Annotated in this window: 17 protein-coding genes and 1 pseudogene; 10 read left to right on the top strand and 8 right to left on the bottom strand. The window is 40.6% G+C overall.

Annotated elements, in window-relative coordinates; all coding sequences use genetic code 11:
- Positions 1 to 54: 54 nt before the first annotated feature.
- From ACJJVX_RS02260 to ppiC, 4 genes are all read left to right on the top strand, one after another.
- On the top strand, positions 55 to 1824 hold the full coding sequence (locus ACJJVX_RS02260; RefSeq protein ID WP_405629884.1) for an MFS transporter: 1770 nt from the start codon (positions 55 to 57) through the stop codon (positions 1822 to 1824).
- Positions 1814 to 4192 (top strand): alpha-glucosidase, encoded by a 2379-nt coding sequence (gene ygjK, locus ACJJVX_RS02255; RefSeq protein ID WP_405629882.1) that lies wholly within the window; start codon positions 1814 to 1816, stop codon positions 4190 to 4192. Before ACJJVX_RS02260 ends, ygjK begins: the two co-directional genes overlap by 11 nt.
- A gap of 63 nt (positions 4193 to 4255) precedes the next feature.
- A complete protein-coding gene (locus ACJJVX_RS02250; RefSeq protein WP_169328307.1) occupies positions 4256 to 4681 on the top strand; it encodes a thiol-disulfide oxidoreductase DCC family protein in 426 nt (141 codons plus the stop codon).
- A 93-nt stretch (positions 4682 to 4774) separates the two neighbouring features.
- Positions 4775 to 5053, top strand: coding sequence for a peptidylprolyl isomerase PpiC (gene ppiC / locus ACJJVX_RS02245; RefSeq protein WP_054205907.1), 279 nt, complete (start codon positions 4775 to 4777; stop codon positions 5051 to 5053).
- 148 nt (positions 5054 to 5201) lie between these two features.
- Here ppiC and ACJJVX_RS02240 read toward each other — a convergent pair whose 3' ends face one another.
- The 4 genes from ACJJVX_RS02240 to ACJJVX_RS02225 all read right to left on the bottom strand — a co-directional run bounded on the left by ACJJVX_RS02240 (position 5202) and on the right by ACJJVX_RS02225 (position 12721).
- The gene (locus tag ACJJVX_RS02240; protein WP_054452188.1) at positions 5202 to 6614 is read right to left on the bottom strand and encodes a YfcC family protein; all 1413 of its coding nucleotides are present in this window, start codon (positions 6612 to 6614) and stop codon (positions 5202 to 5204) included.
- A 252-nt stretch (positions 6615 to 6866) separates the two neighbouring features.
- A complete protein-coding gene (locus ACJJVX_RS02235) occupies positions 6867 to 8081 on the bottom strand; it encodes a hypothetical protein (RefSeq protein ID WP_405629879.1) in 1215 nt (404 codons plus the stop codon).
- A gap of 397 nt (positions 8082 to 8478) precedes the next feature.
- The gene (locus tag ACJJVX_RS02230; RefSeq protein ID WP_054205910.1) at positions 8479 to 10692 is read right to left on the bottom strand and encodes an EAL domain-containing protein; all 2214 of its coding nucleotides are present in this window, start codon (positions 10690 to 10692) and stop codon (positions 8479 to 8481) included.
- On the bottom strand, positions 10685 to 12721 hold the full coding sequence (locus tag ACJJVX_RS02225; RefSeq protein WP_405629877.1) for an ATP-binding protein: 2037 nt from the start codon (positions 12719 to 12721) through the stop codon (positions 10685 to 10687). Before ACJJVX_RS02225 ends, ACJJVX_RS02230 begins: the two co-directional genes overlap by 8 nt.
- A 403-nt stretch (positions 12722 to 13124) precedes the next feature.
- Between ACJJVX_RS02225 and ACJJVX_RS02220 the strand changes: the two genes are divergently transcribed.
- Positions 13125 to 13625: an ATP-binding protein gene (locus ACJJVX_RS02220; RefSeq protein WP_054205912.1), complete on the top strand. Its 501-nt coding sequence runs from the start codon at positions 13125 to 13127 to the stop codon at positions 13623 to 13625.
- Between the two features lie 75 nt (positions 13626 to 13700).
- Here the strand turns inward: ACJJVX_RS02220 and ACJJVX_RS02215 are convergent, their stop codons facing one another.
- From ACJJVX_RS02215 to ACJJVX_RS02205, 3 genes are all read right to left on the bottom strand, one after another.
- Complete coding sequence (locus ACJJVX_RS02215) at positions 13701 to 14360, bottom strand: DsbA family oxidoreductase (protein WP_170173641.1); 660 nt, start codon at positions 14358 to 14360, stop codon at positions 13701 to 13703.
- 155 nt (positions 14361 to 14515) lie between these two features.
- Positions 14516 to 15736, bottom strand: a complete 1221-nt coding sequence (locus ACJJVX_RS02210; RefSeq protein ID WP_054452180.1) for a Xaa-Pro peptidase family protein — start codon at positions 15734 to 15736, stop codon at positions 14516 to 14518.
- A gap of 25 nt (positions 15737 to 15761) precedes the next feature.
- A complete protein-coding gene (locus ACJJVX_RS02205) occupies positions 15762 to 17051 on the bottom strand; it encodes an NAD(P)/FAD-dependent oxidoreductase (protein WP_405629873.1) in 1290 nt (429 codons plus the stop codon).
- A 269-nt stretch (positions 17052 to 17320) separates the two neighbouring features.
- On the opposite strand from ACJJVX_RS02205, the gene ACJJVX_RS02200 reads away from it, so the two are divergent.
- The 4 genes from ACJJVX_RS02200 (at position 17321) to ACJJVX_RS02185 (ending at position 21050) form a co-directional block, all read left to right on the top strand.
- Complete coding sequence (locus ACJJVX_RS02200) at positions 17321 to 17539, top strand: hypothetical protein (protein ID WP_405629871.1); 219 nt, start codon at positions 17321 to 17323, stop codon at positions 17537 to 17539.
- Positions 17540 to 17542: 3 nt separating this feature from the next.
- Positions 17543 to 18544, top strand: coding sequence for a 4-hydroxyproline epimerase (locus tag ACJJVX_RS02195; protein ID WP_342883103.1), 1002 nt, complete (start codon positions 17543 to 17545; stop codon positions 18542 to 18544).
- A 13-nt stretch (positions 18545 to 18557) separates the two neighbouring features.
- Positions 18558 to 20054 (top strand): aldehyde dehydrogenase (NADP(+)), encoded by a 1497-nt coding sequence (locus tag ACJJVX_RS02190; RefSeq protein WP_405629868.1) that lies wholly within the window; start codon positions 18558 to 18560, stop codon positions 20052 to 20054.
- 327 nt (positions 20055 to 20381) lie between these two features.
- Entirely contained in the window at positions 20382 to 21050 is a 669-nt protein-coding gene (locus ACJJVX_RS02185) for a GntR family transcriptional regulator (protein ID WP_405629866.1), read from the top strand.
- A 93-nt stretch (positions 21051 to 21143) separates the two neighbouring features.
- Here ACJJVX_RS02185 and ACJJVX_RS02180 read toward each other — a convergent pair.
- Positions 21144 to 21575 (bottom strand): annotated as a pseudogene (locus ACJJVX_RS02180) (tyrosine-type recombinase/integrase); the annotation flags it as partial.
- 73 nt (positions 21576 to 21648) lie between these two features.
- On the opposite strand from ACJJVX_RS02180, the gene tnpA reads away from it, so the two are divergent.
- A partial coding sequence (gene tnpA / locus ACJJVX_RS02175; protein WP_405630301.1) for an IS66 family insertion sequence element accessory protein TnpA occupies positions 21649 to 21747 on the top strand: 99 nt, incomplete at its 3' end.

Below are 21747 nucleotides of genomic sequence, written 5' to 3'. Positions count from 1 at the left end.
TATATGTATATTGTATGCAATATAAAATACTGCGTTTAATTGTGAAAGTAAACTATGAATAATAATCAAATACCAATAACAACTAACTCAACAGCAAAGCAGAGTAAGCAAACCCCAGCTAATAAAGGCTTTGGTTTGGCATTTTATATTGCTAATACTATGGAGATTTTTGAGCGCTTAGCTTGGTATGGTTTTTTTGCGGTTTCATCTGTCTATATGACTACCCCAGTTGAGCAAGGTGGGGTGGGTTTTAATGATGCACAACGTGGCGCAGTGCAAGGTATTATTCCCTTCTTTTTATATTTGCTGCCTGTGCTAACCGGGGCTTTGGCCGATAGGTATGGTTATAAAAAGCTGTTTATTATTTCATTTATAATTATGGCACCTAGTTACTATTTTTTAGGTCAAGTAACTGACTTTAATTCGTTCTTTATGATTCTAATGTTGGTGGCATTTGGCGCAGCGTGTTTTAAACCTGTCGTGGTTGGCACGATTAGTCGCAGTACTAACGATACTAACCGTGGTCTAGGGTTTGGTATTTTTTACACTATGGTTAATTTGGGCGGTTTTATTGGTCCATTAGTCGCCGGTTATATGCGTGCGATCAGCTGGGATGCGGTATTTGTAATGTCGGCCGTGTGGATATTGCTTAACTTTATTCCGCTGTTGTTTTATCGCGAAGCCACACCATCTTCACAAGTAAATACCAGCTTTAAACAGGTATTACAACAAGCTCAACAAGTATTGGGCAATAGCCGCTTTGCACTATTGTTATTTACTTGCGTGATTATTCTAATGACCGCAGGAGTGAGTTGGCTCAGTTATACGCAAGCTTTTGTATTAATTGTAATATGGCTAGGATTAAACTGGTTGTGGGATAAAAGCGTTAGCACTAAGCAAAGCCATAACTGGTATTTACAGCCAGTGCGGGTAAGTAACCGTAATTTTGCCTTGTACTTAGCCATATTGACTGGATTTTGGACTGTGTATAATCAGCTATTTTACACTTTACCGTTGTTTATACGTGATTATACAAACACCCAAGATTTGGTTGTTTTACTCAGTTATTTTGGTCAATCAACGGTGGATTTTTTTGCGTTTGTTGATAGTGGGGCATTGAGTGAAAAAATTCAGCTTTTGTCAGTCAATTATACATCTTCATCACCTTTAACGAGCACTGAGCTTGAAGCAATACGCCTTGAATTAGTGCATCTAAAAGTAAACGTGCCAGTGAGTGAAATAGCGCTTTTTATTGAGCAAATAGCAACTAGCGATTTTACTCAGCAACAAAGCAAACAACTTGCCCAGCAATGGCTGGTTTACCGGCAAGTTAACCCCGAGTACCTGATTAATTTAGACTTTGCGGCCATTGTATTATTACAAATAATCGTTAGTTTAAAATGCCAAGGATTTAAGGTGATATCGGTTTTGATCAGTGGCTTGATTGTTACTGCGGGTGCCTTTTTATTGTTATTGCTAATGAGCGCGGGTTTATTAATGACGCAACTGGGCGGAGCTGTAATGATCACGGTTATTTTACTGATCGCCTTTGGCGAAATGCTCACCTCCCCAAAAAGCCAAGAATATGTAGCCAGTATTGCCCCTAAAAATAGCGCTGCGATGTTCATGGGTTACTATTTTGTATCTATGGCGCTGGGCTTTTTATTTGCTGGTTTTTTATCAGGGTGGAGCTATGGTTACTTAGTGAAAGAGCTGCAACGTCCGGCACTCATGTGGCTATTATTTGCAGTGATTGCGCTTATCACCGGCTTTGGTTTTTACCTTCTAGCGCGAAATAATAAGGATACCAACAGTGAAACTTAAACAGCGACTTGTTTTAATGGCTGCCATGATGGCTTTGAGTTTGCAAGCCACAGCAAATGAACCAGTGAGTGATGCAAATAGTCATTATAAAAACTTAATTGATCGTACTGGTAGTCCATATTACATGCAAGATTTTGCTAAAGGCGGGCATCAACGGTTTAGTCCATTATTTGACTTAGGCGCATGGCATGGTCATTTACTACCAAGTGTTGATAATATGGGGGGCTTTACCGGGCCTGCAATTATTACCGAAGAATACCTTAATTTTATCGCCCCTTATTTAGAAAAACTCAGTGTATATAAAGACCAAGGTCGTAAAGTTAAACTCGCCATGAATAGTTACAGCTTGCCGGGCGCTTTAGTACAAGAATTAATGGGGGATGGCGTAAGTATTCGCATGGAGTTACGTTTTGTAAGCAATCGCACTTCGTTAGTTAAAACACAGATCACAACCAATCAACCACTCACTTTACGATGGGAAGGGCGGTTGGTGAGTAACTTAACAGCTCAAGACGGTACTGTAAAAGATGCGCGTTCACCTTTTGAAGTGCACCCGCAACTGCTACCTCAATGGCAAGTGAGTAATAACGCTATCGCGCTATTATTTGGCAAAGTACGCGCTTATGGCCAGTTGCTAACTTCTGGCAGCTCGCAGTTACAATTACACAAAACGTTATCAGTCAGTACCACGCACGATGCATTAAGTTATGTAAGCCAAACAACGATTGATACCGACACCACGTTTTATACAACTTATTCGTACTTATTAAATAGCCAAGAAGTGGCAAGCGAGCAGGCTATTATAAAAGATATTTTAAAACAACCCGAGCAATATTTAGCCAGCAGTGCTGCGCGTTGGCAGGGCTATATTAATAACGCACTGCGCCCGTTAGCCAGTGCAGACAACACACATAAAAAGTTAGCTGTTAAAAGCGTTGAAACGTTACTCGGTAATTGGCGAGGTAAAGCAGGTGCTGTTGGTTTTGATACCGTAAGCCCTGCGGTAACTGGGCGTTGGTTTTCGGGCAATCAAACCTGGCCATGGGACAGCTATAAACAGGCATTTGCATTGGCAACGTTTAACTCAGCGCTTGCAAAACAGAACTTAAATGCGGTGTTTGAGCATCAAATAACGGCAGCGGATAAAGTTAGGCCGTGGGATGTGGGTTTTATTCCTGATTTAGTGGCTTACAATGTCAGTTCTGAACGTGGTGGCGATGGTACTAACTGGAACGAACGTAATACTAAACCCAGTTTAGCGGCCTGGGCTGTGTGGCAAGTATACAAATATACCAATGATAAACAGTGGCTTGCTGAAATATTCCCAAAGTTGGTTGGCTATAGAAACTGGTGGCTAACTAATCGAGATCACAATGGCAATGGCGTGCCCGAGTATGGCGCAACAGTTGATAAAGCCCATACAACGGATGACGGTAAATTACGCTTCGAGGTGCTAGCAGCAGCGGGTTGGGCTGAGCGAAGCGGTCTTGAAAACTATAAAAATGAGCTTAGGGCCCATCCGCAAAAACAAATAAAGATCCCTGCACAAACGGCGGCATCTTGGGAGTCGGGGCGAGATGATGCTGCGGTATTTGGCTTTATTGATAGTCAACAACTGGCGCAGTATGTAAAAAAAGGCGGTAAAGCGAGTGACTGGCACGTAGGCTTTGCCTCAAATTTTGATAAAACGGGACGTTTGATCGGTTATTCATTATTACAAGAATCCGTTGATCAGGCATCATACATGGCAGCAGATAATCGCTATTTAAGTAAAATGGCGCGGGTACTTAATTATCCTCGCCAAGCGAGTTACTTTTTAAAACAAGCTACCAAACTAAGAACGTATATAAATAGATGTATGTTCGATAAAGCAACGGGCTATTATTATGACATTGAAATAGCACCACAACCGTTAGCAAATGGTTGCGCAGGCAAGCCGTTAGTTAAGCGCGGTAAAGGCCCTGAAGGCTGGTCGCCGCTATTTAATCAAGTAGCACGTGTTGAACAAGCGCAGCAAGTGGTTGATGTAATGCTTGATGAACAAGAGTTTAATACCTATGTACCACTTGGCAGCGCGGCTTTGAGCAACCCTGCTTTTGGTGCTGATATCTATTGGCGAGGTCGAGTATGGCTTGATCAGCTGTATTTTGGTTTAGTGGGCATGAGCCATTACGGCTACTGTGAAAAGGCACAAAAGCTAAGTGAACAGTTACTTAGTCATGCAGATGGTTTATTGGCAAGTGCCCCTATTCGTGAAAATTATAACCCTTTGACGGGCGAGCAACAAGGCGCGCCTAATTTCTCGTGGAGCGCCGCACATTTGTTACTAATAACACAGCAACAAGGACGTTGGTGTGAGTTACATTAAGCAACAAAGCGTTGCTTAATGTGTACGTTTAAGGCATTTTATTCAGATGAGATGGAGTAAGTAATGCCTAAAATTGATACAAAAAAAATAATCGAGAGTAATAAAATAATTCTCTTTGATGCAGAGTGTAAGCTTTGCAGTGCGTGGTGTAATTTTATGATAAAGCATGACAAAAAACTGTGTTTTAAATTATGCAGTGTGCAATCTTCAAAAGGCCAGGCGATACTTAAGTACTTTAATTATCCAACGGATAGTTTTAAAACCATGCTCTATATTGAAAAAAGTATGTGCACTGTGCAAAGTGATGCGTTTATTGATGTTGTAATACAGCTTGGTTGGCCGTGGCGTATGGCTAAAATATTACGAATAATACCTAAGCGCGTGCGCAATTGGGCGTATGATCGCATTGCGTTTAATCGTTATGCATTATTTGGTAAATATGATTACTGCCTTATACCCAATGCTGACTATGATCAGCATTACTTATAAAATATCAATCCATTTTGATATAGTTACCTCAGTCTATAATGTGGGTATGATGTTGTGTTAAAATTGGTGCAGTTAAAATAGAAGAGATAAGCAATGGCTAGCACAGCACACGCATTACACATTTTGGTTAAACATAAAGAGTTAGCCGAAGATATCATCAAGCAGTTAAAAAAAGGTGCTAAATTTCAAGTGCTCGCAAAAAAGCACTCATCTTGTCCATCAGGTAAAAAAGGCGGTGATTTAGGTGAATTTAAGCGCGGTCAAATGGTTCCTCAATTTGATAAAGTAGCCTTTGGTGCAGAAATATTAGAACCACATTTAGTAAAAACTAAATTTGGTTGGCACGTGATAAAAGTGCTTTATAGAACTTAAAAATACAGCCAGCAGCAAGTTAGCGATAATGGCGCTGTAGGCCACGCTTTAGCGCGAAAGAGCTTGCGACTGCGGTTAGCAATTTTAGTGGCTTATAACGTAAAAACCACCTAAAAAAGGTGGTTTTTACGTTCAAGTATTCAGTAAGTTAGCTGCCAACGGCACTTGGTTGTACATCCAAGCCGTAACCAAACATAACAGCAAGCACTAACACAATTGATGCGGCAACCATTAGCTTAATTAATAGTGGTAAACAAAAGCGGAACCAATGCCCATAAGGCACACCCGCCATGCCTAAAATACCCATTAATACTGCGTTGGTAGGGATAATCATATTTGAAAAGCCATCACCAAATTGATAAGCAAGTACTGCAACTTGGCGTGGCACACCCACTAAATCACCCAGTGGTGCCATCAGTGGCATAGTGACATAGGCTTGACCAGAACCTGATGGGATAAAGGTATTTAACACTGTTTGAATTACTAACATGCCAATCGCTGATATTTCAGCGCTCACATAAGATAATGGCAGTGACATACCGTGTACTAAGCTGTGAAGTATTTGTCCATCTTCTAAAATTAATGCTATACCACGAGCAACACCTATTAAAATAGCAGTCGTAACTAAGTCTGAAACACCTTCAATAAAGCGATTTGCAGTTTCATCAGCAGATAGGCGCCCAAGTATCGCAATTAATGCGCCCCATGCGATAAATACACCGCCTAATTCGTATAAGTACCAGCCTTTGGTTGCAATGCCCCAGACAGCAACACCTAGTGTGACAATGAAACTACCAAGGATAAGCTTATGGCGCATTGCAAGTTCAGGGTAATGTGGAGTTGCTTTATCTTTGAGCGGACAAGGCACATCAAGCATCATTGATTGACTTGGATCGTTTGCAACTCTTTGAGTGTATTGCCACACATGATGAAAACCAATTAGTACAAATGGCACAAATATAGCTAAACGTAACCATAAACCAGAATAAACAGGGACTTCAGCAATTTGTTGCGCAATCAATACAGTAAAGGGGTTAAAAGCGGATACGCCATAACCAATACCGTAACCGGCTACAATCATGCCTACCGCAGTCATTGCATCAAGGCGCATTGCTTTACACAAAGCCACTAAAATTAGCACAAACGGAATATATTCACCCGCCGTTCCAATGCTGCTAGAGGCTAATGCGAAACAAAAGACCACCATAAAAATCAAACGTTGTGGTTTTTTGCCGTGGCGTTCGAGTAAACGGCCAATTAGCGCATCAACGGTGCCTGTTGCACGCGCTATGGCAAGTACACCACCAACAATTAATACAAAAAATATCACATCTTGCGCAGCGGCAAAGGCACGCGGAATTGCAGTAAGTAAATCCCATGGGGTAAGGTAATGGCGTTCAGCAACTGTTTGGTAGGTACCCGCTACGACCATTTCACGGCCAGACTCAGACAATGTAGTATCAAAAAAACCTTGTGGTACTAACCAAGTAGCAATCAAAGCGGTGACCATCATACCCAATAGTAAAATTAAGGTATGAGGGACTTTGAGTGTTTTACTCATAAATTCTCCATAAATGTAATTTGCACAGCAAAAAAGAAGTGCTGCTTTTTTCCAAAGAATATCACGAGTTGCTTAAAACGAGATAATAATAGGGACAGTTATCTGTAAAGGATTGTAACGGCTTGTAGACACTAAGCGTGTTTCAAGCTTACTTTATTGATTTAGGTAGTTCAGATTAAAATAAAAAGGTTAACCCGAATGAGTTAACCTTTTTAAATAATATATAAAAATACATTACTAAATATGTAAGCGTTACTGCATATTTACGCAAATTTCGTAATACCATAAATCTGAGTATGGATGAGATACTAGCGCCCCGGCTGTAAATACATTACCCTCAGCATCGGTCACAGAGCCCGTGCCAATCGGTACTTCGCCTTTAGATACGCCATCCCACATAAATCTATCTGTGCCATAACTGGTGTTATGATATACAAACGTTTGCCCGGTAAAGCCTGGATCATTACGACCTTGATTATCACCAGAGAAAGCGCACTGAGGAGCAATTATCGTATTGTCAGGGGTAAAACTAAAGTTATCAAACGTCGCATTATAACTTGATGATTTGGTTGTCCCCCAGGTCAAAAATTCAAATACATCGCCAGCGCTGATTGTGATATTTTGCGCAGCACCTGAGGCACTCCCTGCTGTAGATAAGTCGAAGTTAACGCCATTGATAACGTAACGGATAACATCGCCATACTGACCCGCTGAGTTAATAGCAATATCCCAATCAAAGTTAACAACGCCGCTTACTGGCATTGTGATTGAAGCTGTTACACCACCCCCACCGTAATTTACGGACGCACTTAAAGCTGATTCAGACATATTTGCAGTGCCAACGCCTGTTATACTCCAATTACTAGCAGCAAAAGAGTCTGTAAATCCATAGGTGGTTGCCTCATTGTAAGTACCACATTTGTAGTGATAGCGCATCGTGGTTGCCGTGGGTCTTTCAAGTCTAAGGTAGCTCAGTACCTCATTTTCTGGGCAGTTTACATGATGTCTATCAAGGTAAACGGCATTACCCCCACCATCTTCATTGGCAGGAGTAAAGTAATCGCTTACGTCACTAAGTGTCTTGTCACTGCATTGATAATGGTACTGAACAGTGCTGGCGGTTGCTCTTTGTAAATGCAAATATTGCAGTGCCTTTCCTTCGCAATTTACAGTGTGGCGATCTAAAAATATAACGTTACCACCGCCGTCATCATTAGCGGGGGTGTATACATCATTATTTATTGCGCTATTGAGGTTAGTACATCCGTATTCATACGCAATTTGTGTTGCTGTAGGCCTAAACAGATGGAGCGAATTGATGGCATCACTACCACAATCGACAATGTGTCGATCAAAAAAAACAAAATTGCCTTGCCCATCATCATTTGCAGGCGTCGCCATTTGATAAGTAGACGCACTTGCCAGCTGCGATGACGATGCAATAACCGCAGTTAATGCGAGCAACACAAGCTTACATTTTTTGTGTGTGTTTTTTATGAAATTATTCTGAGATGTTAAAAAACGTTTCCTTTTGAAATATGTTTTCATAGTTTTCTCCTGTTGAGTATTTCACAATCTACTGTAGAAGAATGTTAAGAAAATGTTTATTACACGCTATTACACGCTATTACACGGATGATGAGGCAGAGGTTGGAGAAGCGTTTAATATACCCAAGAAAGTTAGCTCAAAATATCTATGAGGATTTTAAATTAAAACTTTTTAGTCGATCAAAATTAAATTACAGCCACTTTTGACACCGATATAAGGGATTTTATTTACTTATATCGGTGTCAAAACAGCTTGTGGAGAGAGGTTTATTACCCAAAATTCAGGTTAACGATCGTAATTGAGAGTAAATGTCGGCTATAATGCTTTTTCAAGTATTTGTGTAATAGGCATAGGCCGGTAGTAAAAAAAGCCTTGTGCAACATCAACATCATACGTTGTAAGCATATCGACTTGCTCTTGCGTTTCGACTCCTTCAACTACAATTCTTTTATCTAGGTCTTTGCATATTTGTAACATGCCTTTGAGTAAAACCCGTGCACTCTTATCTTCCGTGATGTAGTTAATAAAAGCTCGGTCTATTTTTATTACATCTAAAGGCAGTTTTAGTAAATACGCTAATGACGAGTAACCTGCACCAAAGTCATCAAGACATAAAGTAAAACCTAAATCTTTTAGCGCATTTAAATGTAAAATAGCCATATCACTTCGTACCAATGAGTTTTCTGTTATTTCTAGTTCAATATTGCCTAAATCTGCTTTTTCTTGTTTAATTATCTTCTTTAGTTCATCGATAAAGTCATGATGATGCAGTGAGTTTGCTGAGATATTTACAGATATAGGCTTATTTATTTGTGGGTATTCTTTAATGATGTTTAATGCCGTTCTAAACACATACATATCTAACTCAAAATATAATCCAGCCTGCTCTACAACAGGGATAAATGCATTAGGAGGAACTAAACCTTTTTGAGGGTGCTGCCACCTAATTAACGCTTCGTAACCGACGACTTCGGCAGTTTTCATGGATGTTTTAGGTTGTAGCATTAAAAATAGTTCATTATTAGCCAGTGCATTTCTAAACTCAGCTAAAATGCCTAAACGATTAATAGTTTCCTCTTCAAACTTGGGCTCGAAAGCTTGCGCCATACCGCGTTTATTTTCTTTAGCGACTTTTAATGCCATTTTTGCATGGCGTACAAGTAACTCGACATCAAACTCCTCGTCAACAGAACAATTAGACTCACCAAGCGTGACCCCTAAACGCATGGAGCTGCCTGAGAGTGTTATAGGGCGAGAGCATTCTAATATGAGGTTTTTAAGTCGCCACTGAGAATCAGCAATCAGAACCGCAAATACATCTGAATGTAAGCGCGCAATACTGGCATTTTTTAAGAATATTCGTTTAAGTACTGATGCCATAGATATGAGCACTTCATTACCAAATTCAAAGCCAAGGCTATCAACAATGTCATGGAAGTAGTCAATATCAATAATGTATAAACTTAGGGATCTCTTTGCTTGTGAGCGAATTTCTCGCGCAAAGTGGATTAAACCTTCTCTATTGTACATTTCGGTTAGCGAGTCGTAGTAAGCTGAACGGTTCAAATGGCTGAAGAATTTTGCGTTTTCTAATCCAATAGCAATATTTAAACAAAATGCTTTCAATAACTCTTGATCTATATCGGATAAGTTTAATTTACCTTCAATAACGACTACGCCTTGCCATTGTGATGGTGTAGCTAAATACAATGCACTTATATTTGTTTCTAATATATGCTCTTTCGCCGCCAGTGCTCGCTGTGCTATATCTGGTGCAACGCCTGATAGATCGTCATAAATGTCTTTGCCATAAAAGTCATTATATTGAGTTGTTGTAGCAACCACTAAAAAGCTGTCGTTCTTTGATTTTTCTATTGAAAAAGGGCCATTAAGCGGCCTTTGTGAAACGCAAAAAATCCCTTGTGATGATAGGTTAAAGAGTGCATTCATTTGCTGTAATACACCACATGCAAATTCATGAATAGAGCGCTCCTTCATCAGGCTAGCAGAAGCATGAATGACATTTTTTAACCCCGTTCTAGATTCTTCTAATGCCTGCAAATGACTGAAAGAACGAATAGCGGTTGCTAACGAGGTAAATAGCTTGTCTCGAGTTAGCTCACTTTTTGTTTTGTAGTCATTGATCTCGTATTCTGAGATGATTTTTTCTTCTGGTGCATAACCTGGTTGCCCAGTACGCAGTATTATTTGTAAATTAGCGCGGTGCATTTCGTCACGAATACTCTTCGCTAAAACTAAACCTGCGTCGGCTGTTTCCATTACCACATCAAGTAGCACAACGGCACATTCAGGGTTATCATTTAATAACTGATAGCCCTCTTTGCCGCTAAAAGCACTAATGAATTTTAAATCGCGCCCTTGAATTTTTGTTTTTGAAAGTGCTAATTTAGTCACATCATGCACTGATGGCTCATCATCAATAATAGCGATTAACCAATGACGCTGATTTTGGTCTGCTACTGTTTCTAACTCGTCATCATCAATAAGGTTTAAGAAAAAATCACCCATTGGTTTCCTCCTTTTGAGCTGGTGCAATTAACGGTAATTTAATGTCAAAGGTGGTGCCAATTCGACTTTCCACGTGAATACTGCCACCCATCAGGTCGCAAACAATATTATGTACGATATTTAACCCTAATCCCGAACCTCCTTTACCTAACTTAGTGGTATAGAAGGGATCAAACAATTTTTTAATATTTTCTTCGGGTACGCCAACACCATTATCAGCAAATAATATACGGACTTCGTTACCAACTAGATTAAAGCGTATGTGTATTTCACCATCGGATCTATTATCAAAACCGTGTAAAATTGCATTATTAAATAAGTTAGTGATCACTTGCCCCAGAGGCCCAGGAAAGCTATCTAATTTGATGTTTTCTGGCCCATCAACAGATAAAGAAATACCGGTACGTTTAATTTTATGGTGTAAAGTTGACACAATTTCATTGAGAGTTTCTAGTAAATTAAATTCTCTACGTTTACTGCTCGTTTGATCAACAGCGACCTGTTTAAAGCTATGAATTAATTCTGCTGCATGCTGTAACGAACTTTCGAGTAGATCAAGAGATTGTTCTGATTCTTTTTCAAAACTATCTAAATTTTGTCGACTTAATACCCCCGTTTTCACTTTACTTAAAAACTGTTTTAAATTACTCGCTAAAGCACTCGACATAGTTACACCAACCCCCAATGGAGTATTAACTTCATGAGCGACTCCCGCGACTAACGTACCTAATGAAGCCATTTTTTCAGTTGCTATTAGTTTTGATTGCGTATCCTTTAACTGGTTTAAAGATTGATTCGCGTTATCTCTTTCGATGAGTAGCTCTTGTTTTATTTTTTGCTCATTTAAACGCAGCTGATCTAATTCCATTAACTCGAGTTGAAACTCTTTTAAACTCGTTAACACATCGGTTAGTTCGTCATTGCGACCATAGTCGGTCAATTCAAAATTACGCTCACCTTTACGTAATTTATCTATGGCTGTGGTTATTTGCGTTAAGGGAGTGAAAATAGTTCTACGAGTATAAAAAATAACAGTGACGACTAACATGACGAGTAAACATGTTGCAAAAAATAAGACGAGTGAAATCTCTTGCGAAATACCCCCTAAATCAGTCATTGATGTTTGAACTTCAGCCCGGGCATTGTTTGAGAGTTTATCTAGCAAATCTTCAGCGACGCTGAAAGTTTGATGCTCTAAGTTGTCAATGGCTTTGGTTGCCAGGTCTTTACTGTTGGTTTGATAAACTCGAAAAATTTCAGTACCACCATTTTTCAATTCAAAAAATAGTCGCTCTATTTCATTGATACGAATTAACTCTTGTGGTTTTTGTTCTAACGGTTTTAATCTAGCAAAATAGCTTTCAAATTGTAGTGCGTTTTCATAAAAACTACGTTTTGCTCCAGTATCATCTAATACAAAGCGATCTAAATCAGCGAGCATATCGCCAGCTTCGTCCACCAGCTCTAGGTAATACTGTACGCCAGGCAAGTCATCATTAATAATATCGGTTGGGTCATCACCTGAGCCTACATCAGCAATTTCTTCTTCTTTCATTTCATCAAGCAATGCTTCTAATGGTTTACCCACATTAATAATTAAATCATTAATTTGTTTTGTTGCACGGCGCTCATTTTCAGGATGATATATTTCAAAGACTTGTGATATGGCTTGTTTTTTATGACCCTCAACAAGCCTAACGACTTGTTCAAGTGTATTATAATCTTTTGTGGTATTTGGGATAAGCGCATGAAAGCGAATAAATTCATCAAAGTTACCAAAATACTCTTGCTGCTCTTCTTCTTCCCCTAATAAGTATTCTAATAAGTTGGAGTTCATATCTCCTAACTCTTCAAGCATCGCTAATGTATTTAGTGCTTCAGGTAAGTCATTATTAGCGACTCGTTCAGTAGCACTGCTAATTTTAGAACTTAAATAGATCACTGTCGTAGAAAAAGTAATAATCACTAAGGAAACTACGGCTAATAAAATATTAATGCGGGTGGCGATGGACTGTTTTTTGGTACTCATTGATTGCCTTGACTAAATTTAACTCATTACTTTTAACTAAGTCTAGTCAGAAATAGTAAACTTGCTAATTCATTTACATTTTATATAACTATTCATAAGTTATTTAAAAATAAGAAAGAACACGCATTACTGGTTTTACTTAGAGGTAGTTGTTCGCTGTTAGAGTGTGTTTTTGTGATGCGTTTAATACAACCTTTAATATTAGCGTAATTAAAGTTTTATTCACTAGGCTGATAAGCTAATCTTATGATATTACTTCATACTAGAAGCCTAAATTCTGATAACAAGTACTGCCTAAAGTGGGTATTTAAATTTGTATTGTGATTTTATGGTGCATGCTATGTTTTGTGTGCAGCAAACATAATACTTGAATTTAAGTACAGTAATGAATTAAGGAACGTTTATGCTGGTGAAAGGAAAGTTATTTTTATTTTGTGGAAAAATGGGGGCAGGTAAATCGACTGCCGCTAAAAAAGTGGCTGCAGAGCAAAATGCAGTACTACTCAGTGAAGATGAGTGGTTAGCAGCACTTTACCCAGAACAAATCGAATCGTTTAACGATTACATGAAATTTTCACGTTTACTCAGGCCTTTGCTCACAATCCATGTAAAAAATATTTTGCAAACAGGGGCGAGTGTCGTTATGGACTTCCCCGCAAATACCACAAAGCAGCGAGCTTGGTTAAAAAGTTTAGCAACTACGACTGATACGAAAATTGAGTTTACTTATTTAAAAGTCAGTAATGAGTTATGTCTTAAGCAAATAGCGCAACGATGCATTGAGCAGCCCGCAAGAGCTAACTTTGATACAAAAGCAGTGTTTAATCAAGTTACCCAGTATTTTGAAGAGCCAAGCCCGAGCGAGTTTAGTAATTACAAAGAGATAATAAGAAGTAAAACTTAGAATAAAAATTTATCATTTGTTAAAACAGCCACGTAAAGTTAAGAGGTGACCTTCTGAATTACGTGGCTTGTTATTTTACTGCTGTTGTTGCGCTTCTTGCTCGGTTATTTGTTTAAATGCTTGCACAAATGCGTCGCTTGGTTGGCCGCCAGTAAGCGCGAATTGATCGTTGATAATAAACGTTGGCACTGAGGTGATACCCATTTGCTGTAGCGCGTTTTGCTCGCTGCGAACGTCTTGAAAATACTCACCTGAGTCTAAAATCTCTTTTGCGCGGGCTCTATCAAGGCCAACACTTTGTACTACATCAAGTAGGTTTTCTTGCTCGTTCAAAAAGACTAAATCGGTAAAGTGGGCTTTAAATAATGCCAGTTTTAGCTCGGTTTGTTTGCCTTCACTGGCAGCCCAAGTGAGTAAGCGGTGCAGATCAAAGCTGTTGATCATAATGCGTTTACCATCAAAGTTAAAGGCAAAACCCGCTTGTTCGCCCATTTCTAAAATACGCTTGCGGTTTTCCTCGCCTTGCTCTTCGCTCAGGCCGTATTTTTGTGCTAAATGTTCGTTTAAATCTTGCCCTTCGATTGGCATATCCGGGTTTAACTCAAATGGTTTCCAGCTGATCTCAGCTGTAAATTCGTCACTTAATTGCTTAAGGGCTGTTTCAAGGTTTTTATAACCAATAATGCACCACGGGCACATTACGTCTGAAACGATGTCGATTTTTAGCTTTTTCATCGGTGAGCTTATTTTTTACAGTGTGTACAGGTCTATATGCAGGCGTCAAGGGGTTAATTCAAGTGGCGTGATTTTCAATTTATAAAAATAAGTGCGTAAACTGCACGGTAAAAATTTACCGTGCAGTGAATAATGATAGGATAGTTGAGAGTAAATTAATTAGCTAAACCAAATGGGTCTTCTATGCTGTGGCTCGGCTGGGTAAACCATTTAGGGCCGTTATCAGTCATGTAAAAATGATCTTCTAAGCGTACGCCAAATTCATCAGGTACAACTAACATAGGTTCGTTACTAAAACACATGCCTGCTGCGAGTGGGGTTTTATTGCCACCCACTAAATAAGGCCATTCATGTATGTCTAAACCAATGCCGTGACCAGTGCGATGCGGGCAACCTGGCGTTTGATATTCTGGGCCTAAATCTTGGGCAGCCAAGTAACTGCGCGCGGCGGCATCGACTGCTTCACAAGGCGCACCAATTTTTGCGGCGTTGAAGGCGGCAATTTGCGCGGCTTTTTCATAATCCCAAAATTGGCGTTGGCGCGGCGTTGCTTCACCAAATACATAGGTACGCGTAATGTCTGATAGATAGTCATGCACTTTACAACCCGTATCAATCAATACCATATCGCCTTTTTTAAGAATTTGTGGGTCTTTTACGCCATGAGGAAATGACGTTGCCAGCCCAAATAATACGATACAAAAGTAATTGCCTGGCGCGCCGACTTTTTGATGCGCTTGCTTGATAAAAGCTTCTACTTCGCTCGTGCTAATGCCTTCATGTAGCATGCTGGCTGTTGCTTGGTGTACTGCTAAAGTCATGTCCATAGCGCGTTGCATCAATGCTAATTCGTTGGCTGATTTATGCATACGACAATGTGCGGTAACGGGTTGTGCATTAACCAGTTTTAAGCCGGTTTGTGCTTTGTTTATACCATCAAAAATAAAGAACTGTGCGCTTTCGTCAATGCCAACAGTGCCATTAGCAGCAATGCCCATTTCTGCGAGTATTTCAACAAATAAGGCATAAGGGTTTTGGTGCTCTTGCCAACCGCGAATAGGCCCATCAATAACTTTAAAACCATTAAGTGAGCCAATTTCAAAAAACGGAGCTATGTATTGTACGTCGCCTTTAGCCGGTAATATTGCACCCACCATTCGCTCACTGGCATACCAACGCATGCCGGTAAAGTAGGTTAGGTTAGTTCCTGCATTTAGGTAAATTGCATCAATACCATTAGTTTGCATGTAGGTTTGTGCGTTGGCAATACGTGCTAGGTGTTCATCAGCTTGAATAGGCGTTAAATCGCCCGTCATATCGCTTAGGCTTGCGAGTGCTTGTTCTTTATTTTGCGTACCAATACCGAATGTTGTCATGGTGCTCTCCTTTATTTATATGCGGCTATTGTGCGTGTGGCTGTGCTTTACTGCAAGCGGGTTGCGTTGAAAAGCGGCTAACACAATAAGGGTGTATATCTATTTGCGGCGGGTGGTTTAAACACAGTGCGGTTATTAATTCTGCGGTTACAGCGCCTTGCGTTAATCCTAAGTGCTGGTGGCCAAAAGCAAAATACAGGTTATCGTGGTTTGGAGCGCTGCCAATGATAGGTAATGAATCTGGTAGCGATGGCCTACACCCCATCCAGGTACTGCTAGCATGTAATGAAATGGCTGACTTATTAAGGAGTGCTTTAGCATTAGGTAATAATGCCAATGCGCGTTTGTTATTCATTTTACGCTCGGTGCCGGCAAATTCTACGGTGCCTGCAATACGCAGGCCTTGACTCATCGGGGTCATAATAAAGTGACGTTCGGCAGAGGCCACAGGGCGTGAAAGGCCGTAATTACTGGCTAGCATACAATGGTAACCACGTTCAGTATCAAGGGGGACTTTATAGCCTAAAGGTTTAAGGAGTGTTTTACTCCATGCGCCTGCGGCGATGACTACTTTATCAGCTGTGACTTTTTGATCATGATAACTGAGTGTATAACCTTGCTTTACTGGTTGTATCGCGGTTATTTTTTGTTGGCAAAATTGGCCGCCCAAAGCGCAGAATTGCTCAGCTAAGTGCAGGCAAAATAAATGCGGATCAACACTGTGGGCCACGTCTTTAAATAATAAAGCGTAGGTAATTGTTTTAGCCAAATTGGGCTCTAGTAGGCGTACGTGTTCGTCATCAAGTAACTCCACTGCAATACCCTGATCAAGATAGCTGTCTAGCATGGATTCAATTTTACTAAGAGGAGTGGTTTCAAAGGTCAATAAGCTGCCTTTTTTAGTTAATAAATGGCCTAAATGATACTCACTGAGTAAGCGCTCATAAGCGGGGATCGCTAGTTGGTTTAATGCCTTAAGTGCCTGTGTGTTAGCACGGTAAGTTGTACTTGGCATATTTTTAACAAATTGCCAAAACCAAGGCAGGGCTTTAAACCCATAACGCCAATCAATCCGAAGTGGCCCTAATGGATTGAATAACATACCGGGTAGCTTTTTTAATAGAGAAGGGTGCGCAAGCGGAAACACTTGCTCAGTAGCAAAGTGGCCTGCATTGCCCTTTGAGCACCCTTGCGCTAAACCACTTTCATCATATAAGGTGACTGCAAAACCTGCGCGCTGTAATTGTAATGCGCTACAAATACCAATAATACCGGCGCCGATAACGGCGACTTGCTGTTTTTTTTTATCCGCCAAAATAACTTACCTCTTCTATAAAAGTAATACTAAGCACTTGATTTACAGGCGCGTATACATTGCATCTCACTTTAAACCGTGATTTATGAAAAAAATCCTGCTGTTTTAAATCAGTAAATAAGCATTGTTTTTCAGCTGCTTAAATGGTTTTTCCCAACTTTTAAAATGCCTTTAAAGATAAACCTTCTAACAAACTTTAAGTCGGGATATTGATTATTGTATACAATATACTTACTATATCAAGTCTAAACATCAATCAGGTAATTAAAATGACAGTAACTTGGCAAGGTGTCTGTGCAGCAGTAACGACTCAGTTTTATGCAGACGACGCCATTAATTGTGCAACAACAGTAAAAATGATCGATGAACTTAATAACGAAGGTGTTCACGGCATGATTGTAATGGCAAAGGAGCAAGCAGCTGACGTCCCGCTTTATAGTCAAGTGATGGCAAGCTCTATTAACTTAACAAAATTTAAATTGGACTAAGTTATGCTCAAAGGGACCTTTTTTTGTATTGACGGGCATACCTGTGGTAACCCCGTTAGGCTCATAACCAGTGGTCATCCACAATTGAACGGGCTGAGTATGAGTGAAAAGCGTCAAGATTTTTTGCAAAATCATGATTGGATACGCCAAGCACTGATGTTTGAGCCTCGTGGTCATGACATGATGTCGGGAGGATTTTTATATCCACCCACCACAGAAGATGGTGATGCAGCCATTTTATTTGTTGAAACATCAGGGTGTTTACCCATGTGTGGCCACGGCACAATGGGCATAGTCACGTTTGCTTTAGAGCATGGATTATTACATGCAAAAGTACCCGGAATCCTGCTGTTGGACACGCCTGCTGGGCGTGTACAAATCAATTATGAAATGACTGATGGCAAAGTGCAGTGGGTAAAAATTTATAATGTTCCCGCCTATTTAGCACACCAGTCGATCGTTATTGAAGTGCCTGAATTAGGCGAGCTGACAGTAGATATCGCCTATGGCGGCAACTTCTACATTATTGTTGAGCCACAGTGTAATTATAAAGGCATTGAACACTTAACCGCTGGGCAAATTTTGCAGTATAGCCCGCTGGTGCGTGATGCCATAAACGCGAAAGTTCAATGTACTCACCCGCTTGATCCAACCGTTCAAGGTGCAAGCCATGTTTTATGGACAGGCACACCAAAAAGTGCCAATTCAGATGCAGCAAATGCTGTTTTTTATGGCGATAAAGCCATTGACCGCTCGCCATGTGGAACAGGCACCAGCGCGCGTATGGCACAGCTATTTGCCAAAGGGCAGTTGGCTCAAGGGCAAAAGTTTATTCACGAAAGTTATATTGGCAGCCAGTTTATTGGTTGCATTGAACACGTAACAAAAATCGCAGGAATAACAGCTATTTTACCAAGTATTCAAGGCTGGTCTAGGGTGACGGGCACAAGCGCGATCACTGTGGATGACGATGACCCATACGCATTTGGGTTTCAAGTAATTTAATGAGGAGCAAAGCATGACATTAACAGGACAAAGTTTAGTCGCAGGGCAATGGGTTGGTGATTCAGCGAATGGTGAATTTAACGCATTTTCTCCAGCACGCAATGAACCACTACCAACGCGCTTTTTTAATCTCAGTGCCACTGAATTAGACGGTGCCATAGAGGCCGCGCAATCGGCATTTTATGAGTACCGTAAAACCAGTTTTGCACAACGAGCTGATTTTTTAACGTGTATTGCTGATCACATTCTAGCGCTTGGGGATGAGTTACTTGAGCAAACACATCAAGAAACCAACCTACCGCTTGCACGCTTACAAGGCGAGCGCATGCGCACCGTAAATCAACTTAAAGCGTTTGCCAGTGCCTTGCGCGAAAACCCTGCATCACCACTGGGTTTAAAAATAGTGGATGAGGCCGATGCCACAAGAGCGCCTTTGCCTAAACCACACACTGAGCTTAACTATTTACCACTGGGGCCTGTTGCTGTATTTGGTGCATCTAATTTTCCGTACGCCTTTTCAACACTGGGTGGCGATACGGCAGCAGCACTGGCAGCAGGTTGCCCAGTGATTGTAAAAAACCACACAGCGCACCCTGGTACAGGTGAGCTAATGGCACGTGCAGCGTTTGCCGCTATAAAAGAATGTGCGATGCCTTTAGGGGTATTTGCAATGATACAAAGCAAAGCGTATGACATGTCGCATCAGCTAGTTGCAGCATCAGCAATTAAAGCGGTGGGTTTTACCGGATCATTTAATGTGGCAAGTAAACTACAAGCAACGATCGCCAAGCGTGAAGAGCCCATCCCATTTTATGGCGAATTAGGCAGTATTAACCCACAAGTTATTTTGCCCAATAAAGCGATTGAAAACAGCAAAGAAATCGCACAGTCACTTTGCCAGTCAATGCTTATGGGCAACGGGCAATTTTGTACCAGCCCTGGGCTTTGGTTAGTACCAACCGGATGTGATGAGCTTGAAGCACACATTACCACGAGCATTAATGATGCCGCGTCAGACACTTTACTTACACCAGGAATTGTTAACACGTTTAAACAGCAAATAGCAGAACGTTGCCAACTTGATCAGCTAAGCGTATTGGGTAAAGGCAAGCTTGAGCACGCGTTTCATGCCAATGCGCATGTATTCGCGTGCAATGCCGATGATTATTTAACAACCCCTGCTTTGCAAGATGAAGTGTTTGGTCCTGCTGCATTAGTGGTGCGCTACGACAGTGAAGCCCAGCTCATGACATTGATAAACCAATTACAAGGGCAGCTGACAGCCAGTGTTCATGGCACTGAAGCTGATTTAAACAAAGCCGATAGCCTTATCGAAGCGCTGCAATATAAAGTAGGCCGTTTGATAAAAAATCAGATGCCAACAGGTGTTGAAGTGTGCGGTTCAATGAACCACGGTGGGCCATTCCCCAGCTCAACCGATGTACGCAGCACCTCTGTGGGCACAAATGCAATGTTACGTTTTATGCGACCAATTTGTTATCAAGCATAAGATTTATTGGGCGGGATTTACAGATTGTATTTTCCCGCTTATCCCCTATTTATAGAGGGTTCAGGCAGATTCTAACTTGGCATATGAGTGAATTTGAGTATAATGTATGCCAAATGCAATATAATACCAATCGACTTAAATATTTAACCATTCTAGCGAGCTAAATAAAGCGCTAACTGCGTTATAAATTTTTCATGTACGACTGCATGGATGCAGGAGCAATTGCCGAGAGCAACATCATGTCAAAATTTATGCCTTGTTATCACTCCATTTACCTGTCGCTATAATTGGTCAGTAACTTAACACGATTGGTATAAGAGGATCACCATGGCTATCGAGCACAAAACCCGTACCCAATTAGTCGCAGAAGCAATTCGCGCAAAAATTCTTTCTGGTGAAATTAAAGCCGGCGAACCTTTACGTCAAGCGGCACTGGCAACAGAGATGAACGTAAGCCGTATTCCTGTACGTGAAGCTCTATTGCAGCTTGAAGCCGAAGGGCTTGTTAACTTCGAAGCACACAAAGGAGCCACGGCCACAGAGCTTTCAGCATCACAAATTGATGAAATCTTTGATTTAAGAGCGTTGCTTGAAGCCGAGCTACTAAGCCATTCAATAGGTGGTTTAACAGCTCAAGATTTAATCGACGCAGAGCTTATTTTAACTGAGCTTGAAAGCGCCATGGATGCAGGCGATACCCACCTAGCAACGGGCGATTTAAATAGCCGTTTTCATGGCAAACTCTATAGCCGCGCAGAGAGACCACAAACCCGTGAGCTGGTTGACATGTATAGTAAAAATTCAGAGCGTTATGTTCGTATGCATATATTGTTAGCCGGTGGCCTAACCACAGCGCCAGAAGAGCACCGTACTTTACTAGAGTTTTGCCGCGCAAAAGATACTAAAAAAGCCTGTGACTTTTTGAAAAAACATATATTGGGTGCCAAAAACGACATTAAAAAGCTACTACTTAAAATAGAAGACGAAAAAAGGTAGCTTTTCGTAAACTTTTGCTAGCACATTCATATAATGTGCTTTAACGCGTTAAATTTATTTGACAAAAATATACGGCTGTCCTTTTTACCTGTTTTATAACCTAGAGAATGGACTAATCACGCCATTTGCACCTTGTTGTAAAACATGCGTATATATCTGAGTTGTTCGCACATCACTATGGCCTAGTTGCGCTTGAACCGTTCTAATATCAGCACCACTTTGTAGTAAATGTGTTGCAAAAGAATGGCGTAAGGTATGCGGAGTAACGTGTTTATTAATTTGTGCTCTTGCCGAAGACAATTTTACTGCCTTTCTTACCCCTGAATGATCTAAGTGGTGGCGTCTTATTTCTCCTGTTTCAGGGTCTGTACTTAATTTATGTGATGGGAACAGAAACTGCCATTGTAATGACTTATTAGCGCTTGGGTATTTTTTACTAAGTCGATAAGGCATCCATACACCGGCGTACGCATCATTTTTTAAATCTAACTGTAAATATTCATCAACTTGAATTATTTGTAAGCGTCTAGCAAAGTGCACCTGCCAATAGCTCATCAAACCGATTAAGCTATTTCTTAATTTCAATTAGGAGATAGCCATGAGAAAAACACGTAGCCTTGAGCAGTGGCGTAACATTATCGAAGAACAACAAGCCAGCGATTTAACTATTACTGAGTTTTGCCAGCAACATGCCTTA

This window comes from Pseudoalteromonas sp. Ld20, assembly GCF_045064175.1.
Lineage (GTDB): Bacteria > Pseudomonadota > Gammaproteobacteria > Enterobacterales > Alteromonadaceae > Pseudoalteromonas > Pseudoalteromonas neustonica.
Note: the sequence above shows the minus strand (reverse complement) of the source record. Positions and strands in the feature narration are given on the sequence as shown.

Excerpts from the sequence above, each read along its gene's own strand:
- ACJJVX_RS02190 (WP_405629868.1), top strand. The coding sequence starts at position 18,558 with ATGACATTAACAGGACAAAGTTTAGTCGCAGGGCAATGGGTTGGTGAT.
- ACJJVX_RS02195 (WP_342883103.1), top strand. The coding sequence starts at position 17,543 with ATGCTCAAAGGGACCTTTTTTTGTATTGACGGGCATACCTGTGGTAAC.
- ACJJVX_RS02230 (WP_054205910.1), bottom strand. The coding sequence starts at position 10,692 with ATGGGTGATTTTTTCTTAAACCTTATTGATGATGACGAGTTAGAAACA.
- ppiC (WP_054205907.1), top strand. The coding sequence starts at position 4,775 with ATGGCTAGCACAGCACACGCATTACACATTTTGGTTAAACATAAAGAG.
- ACJJVX_RS02200 (WP_405629871.1), top strand. The coding sequence starts at position 17,321 with ATGACAGTAACTTGGCAAGGTGTCTGTGCAGCAGTAACGACTCAGTTT.
- ACJJVX_RS02225 (WP_405629877.1), bottom strand. The coding sequence starts at position 12,721 with ATGAGTACCAAAAAACAGTCCATCGCCACCCGCATTAATATTTTATTA.
- ACJJVX_RS02220 (WP_054205912.1), top strand. The coding sequence starts at position 13,125 with ATGCTGGTGAAAGGAAAGTTATTTTTATTTTGTGGAAAAATGGGGGCA.
- ACJJVX_RS02250 (WP_169328307.1), top strand. The coding sequence starts at position 4,256 with ATGCCTAAAATTGATACAAAAAAAATAATCGAGAGTAATAAAATAATT.
- ACJJVX_RS02210 (WP_054452180.1), bottom strand. The coding sequence starts at position 15,736 with ATGACAACATTCGGTATTGGTACGCAAAATAAAGAACAAGCACTCGCA.
- ACJJVX_RS02185 (WP_405629866.1), top strand. The coding sequence starts at position 20,382 with ATGGCTATCGAGCACAAAACCCGTACCCAATTAGTCGCAGAAGCAATT.
- ACJJVX_RS02260 (WP_405629884.1), top strand. The coding sequence starts at position 55 with ATGAATAATAATCAAATACCAATAACAACTAACTCAACAGCAAAGCAG.
- ACJJVX_RS02240 (WP_054452188.1), bottom strand. The coding sequence starts at position 6,614 with ATGAGTAAAACACTCAAAGTCCCTCATACCTTAATTTTACTATTGGGT.
- ACJJVX_RS02215 (WP_170173641.1), bottom strand. The coding sequence starts at position 14,360 with ATGAAAAAGCTAAAAATCGACATCGTTTCAGACGTAATGTGCCCGTGG.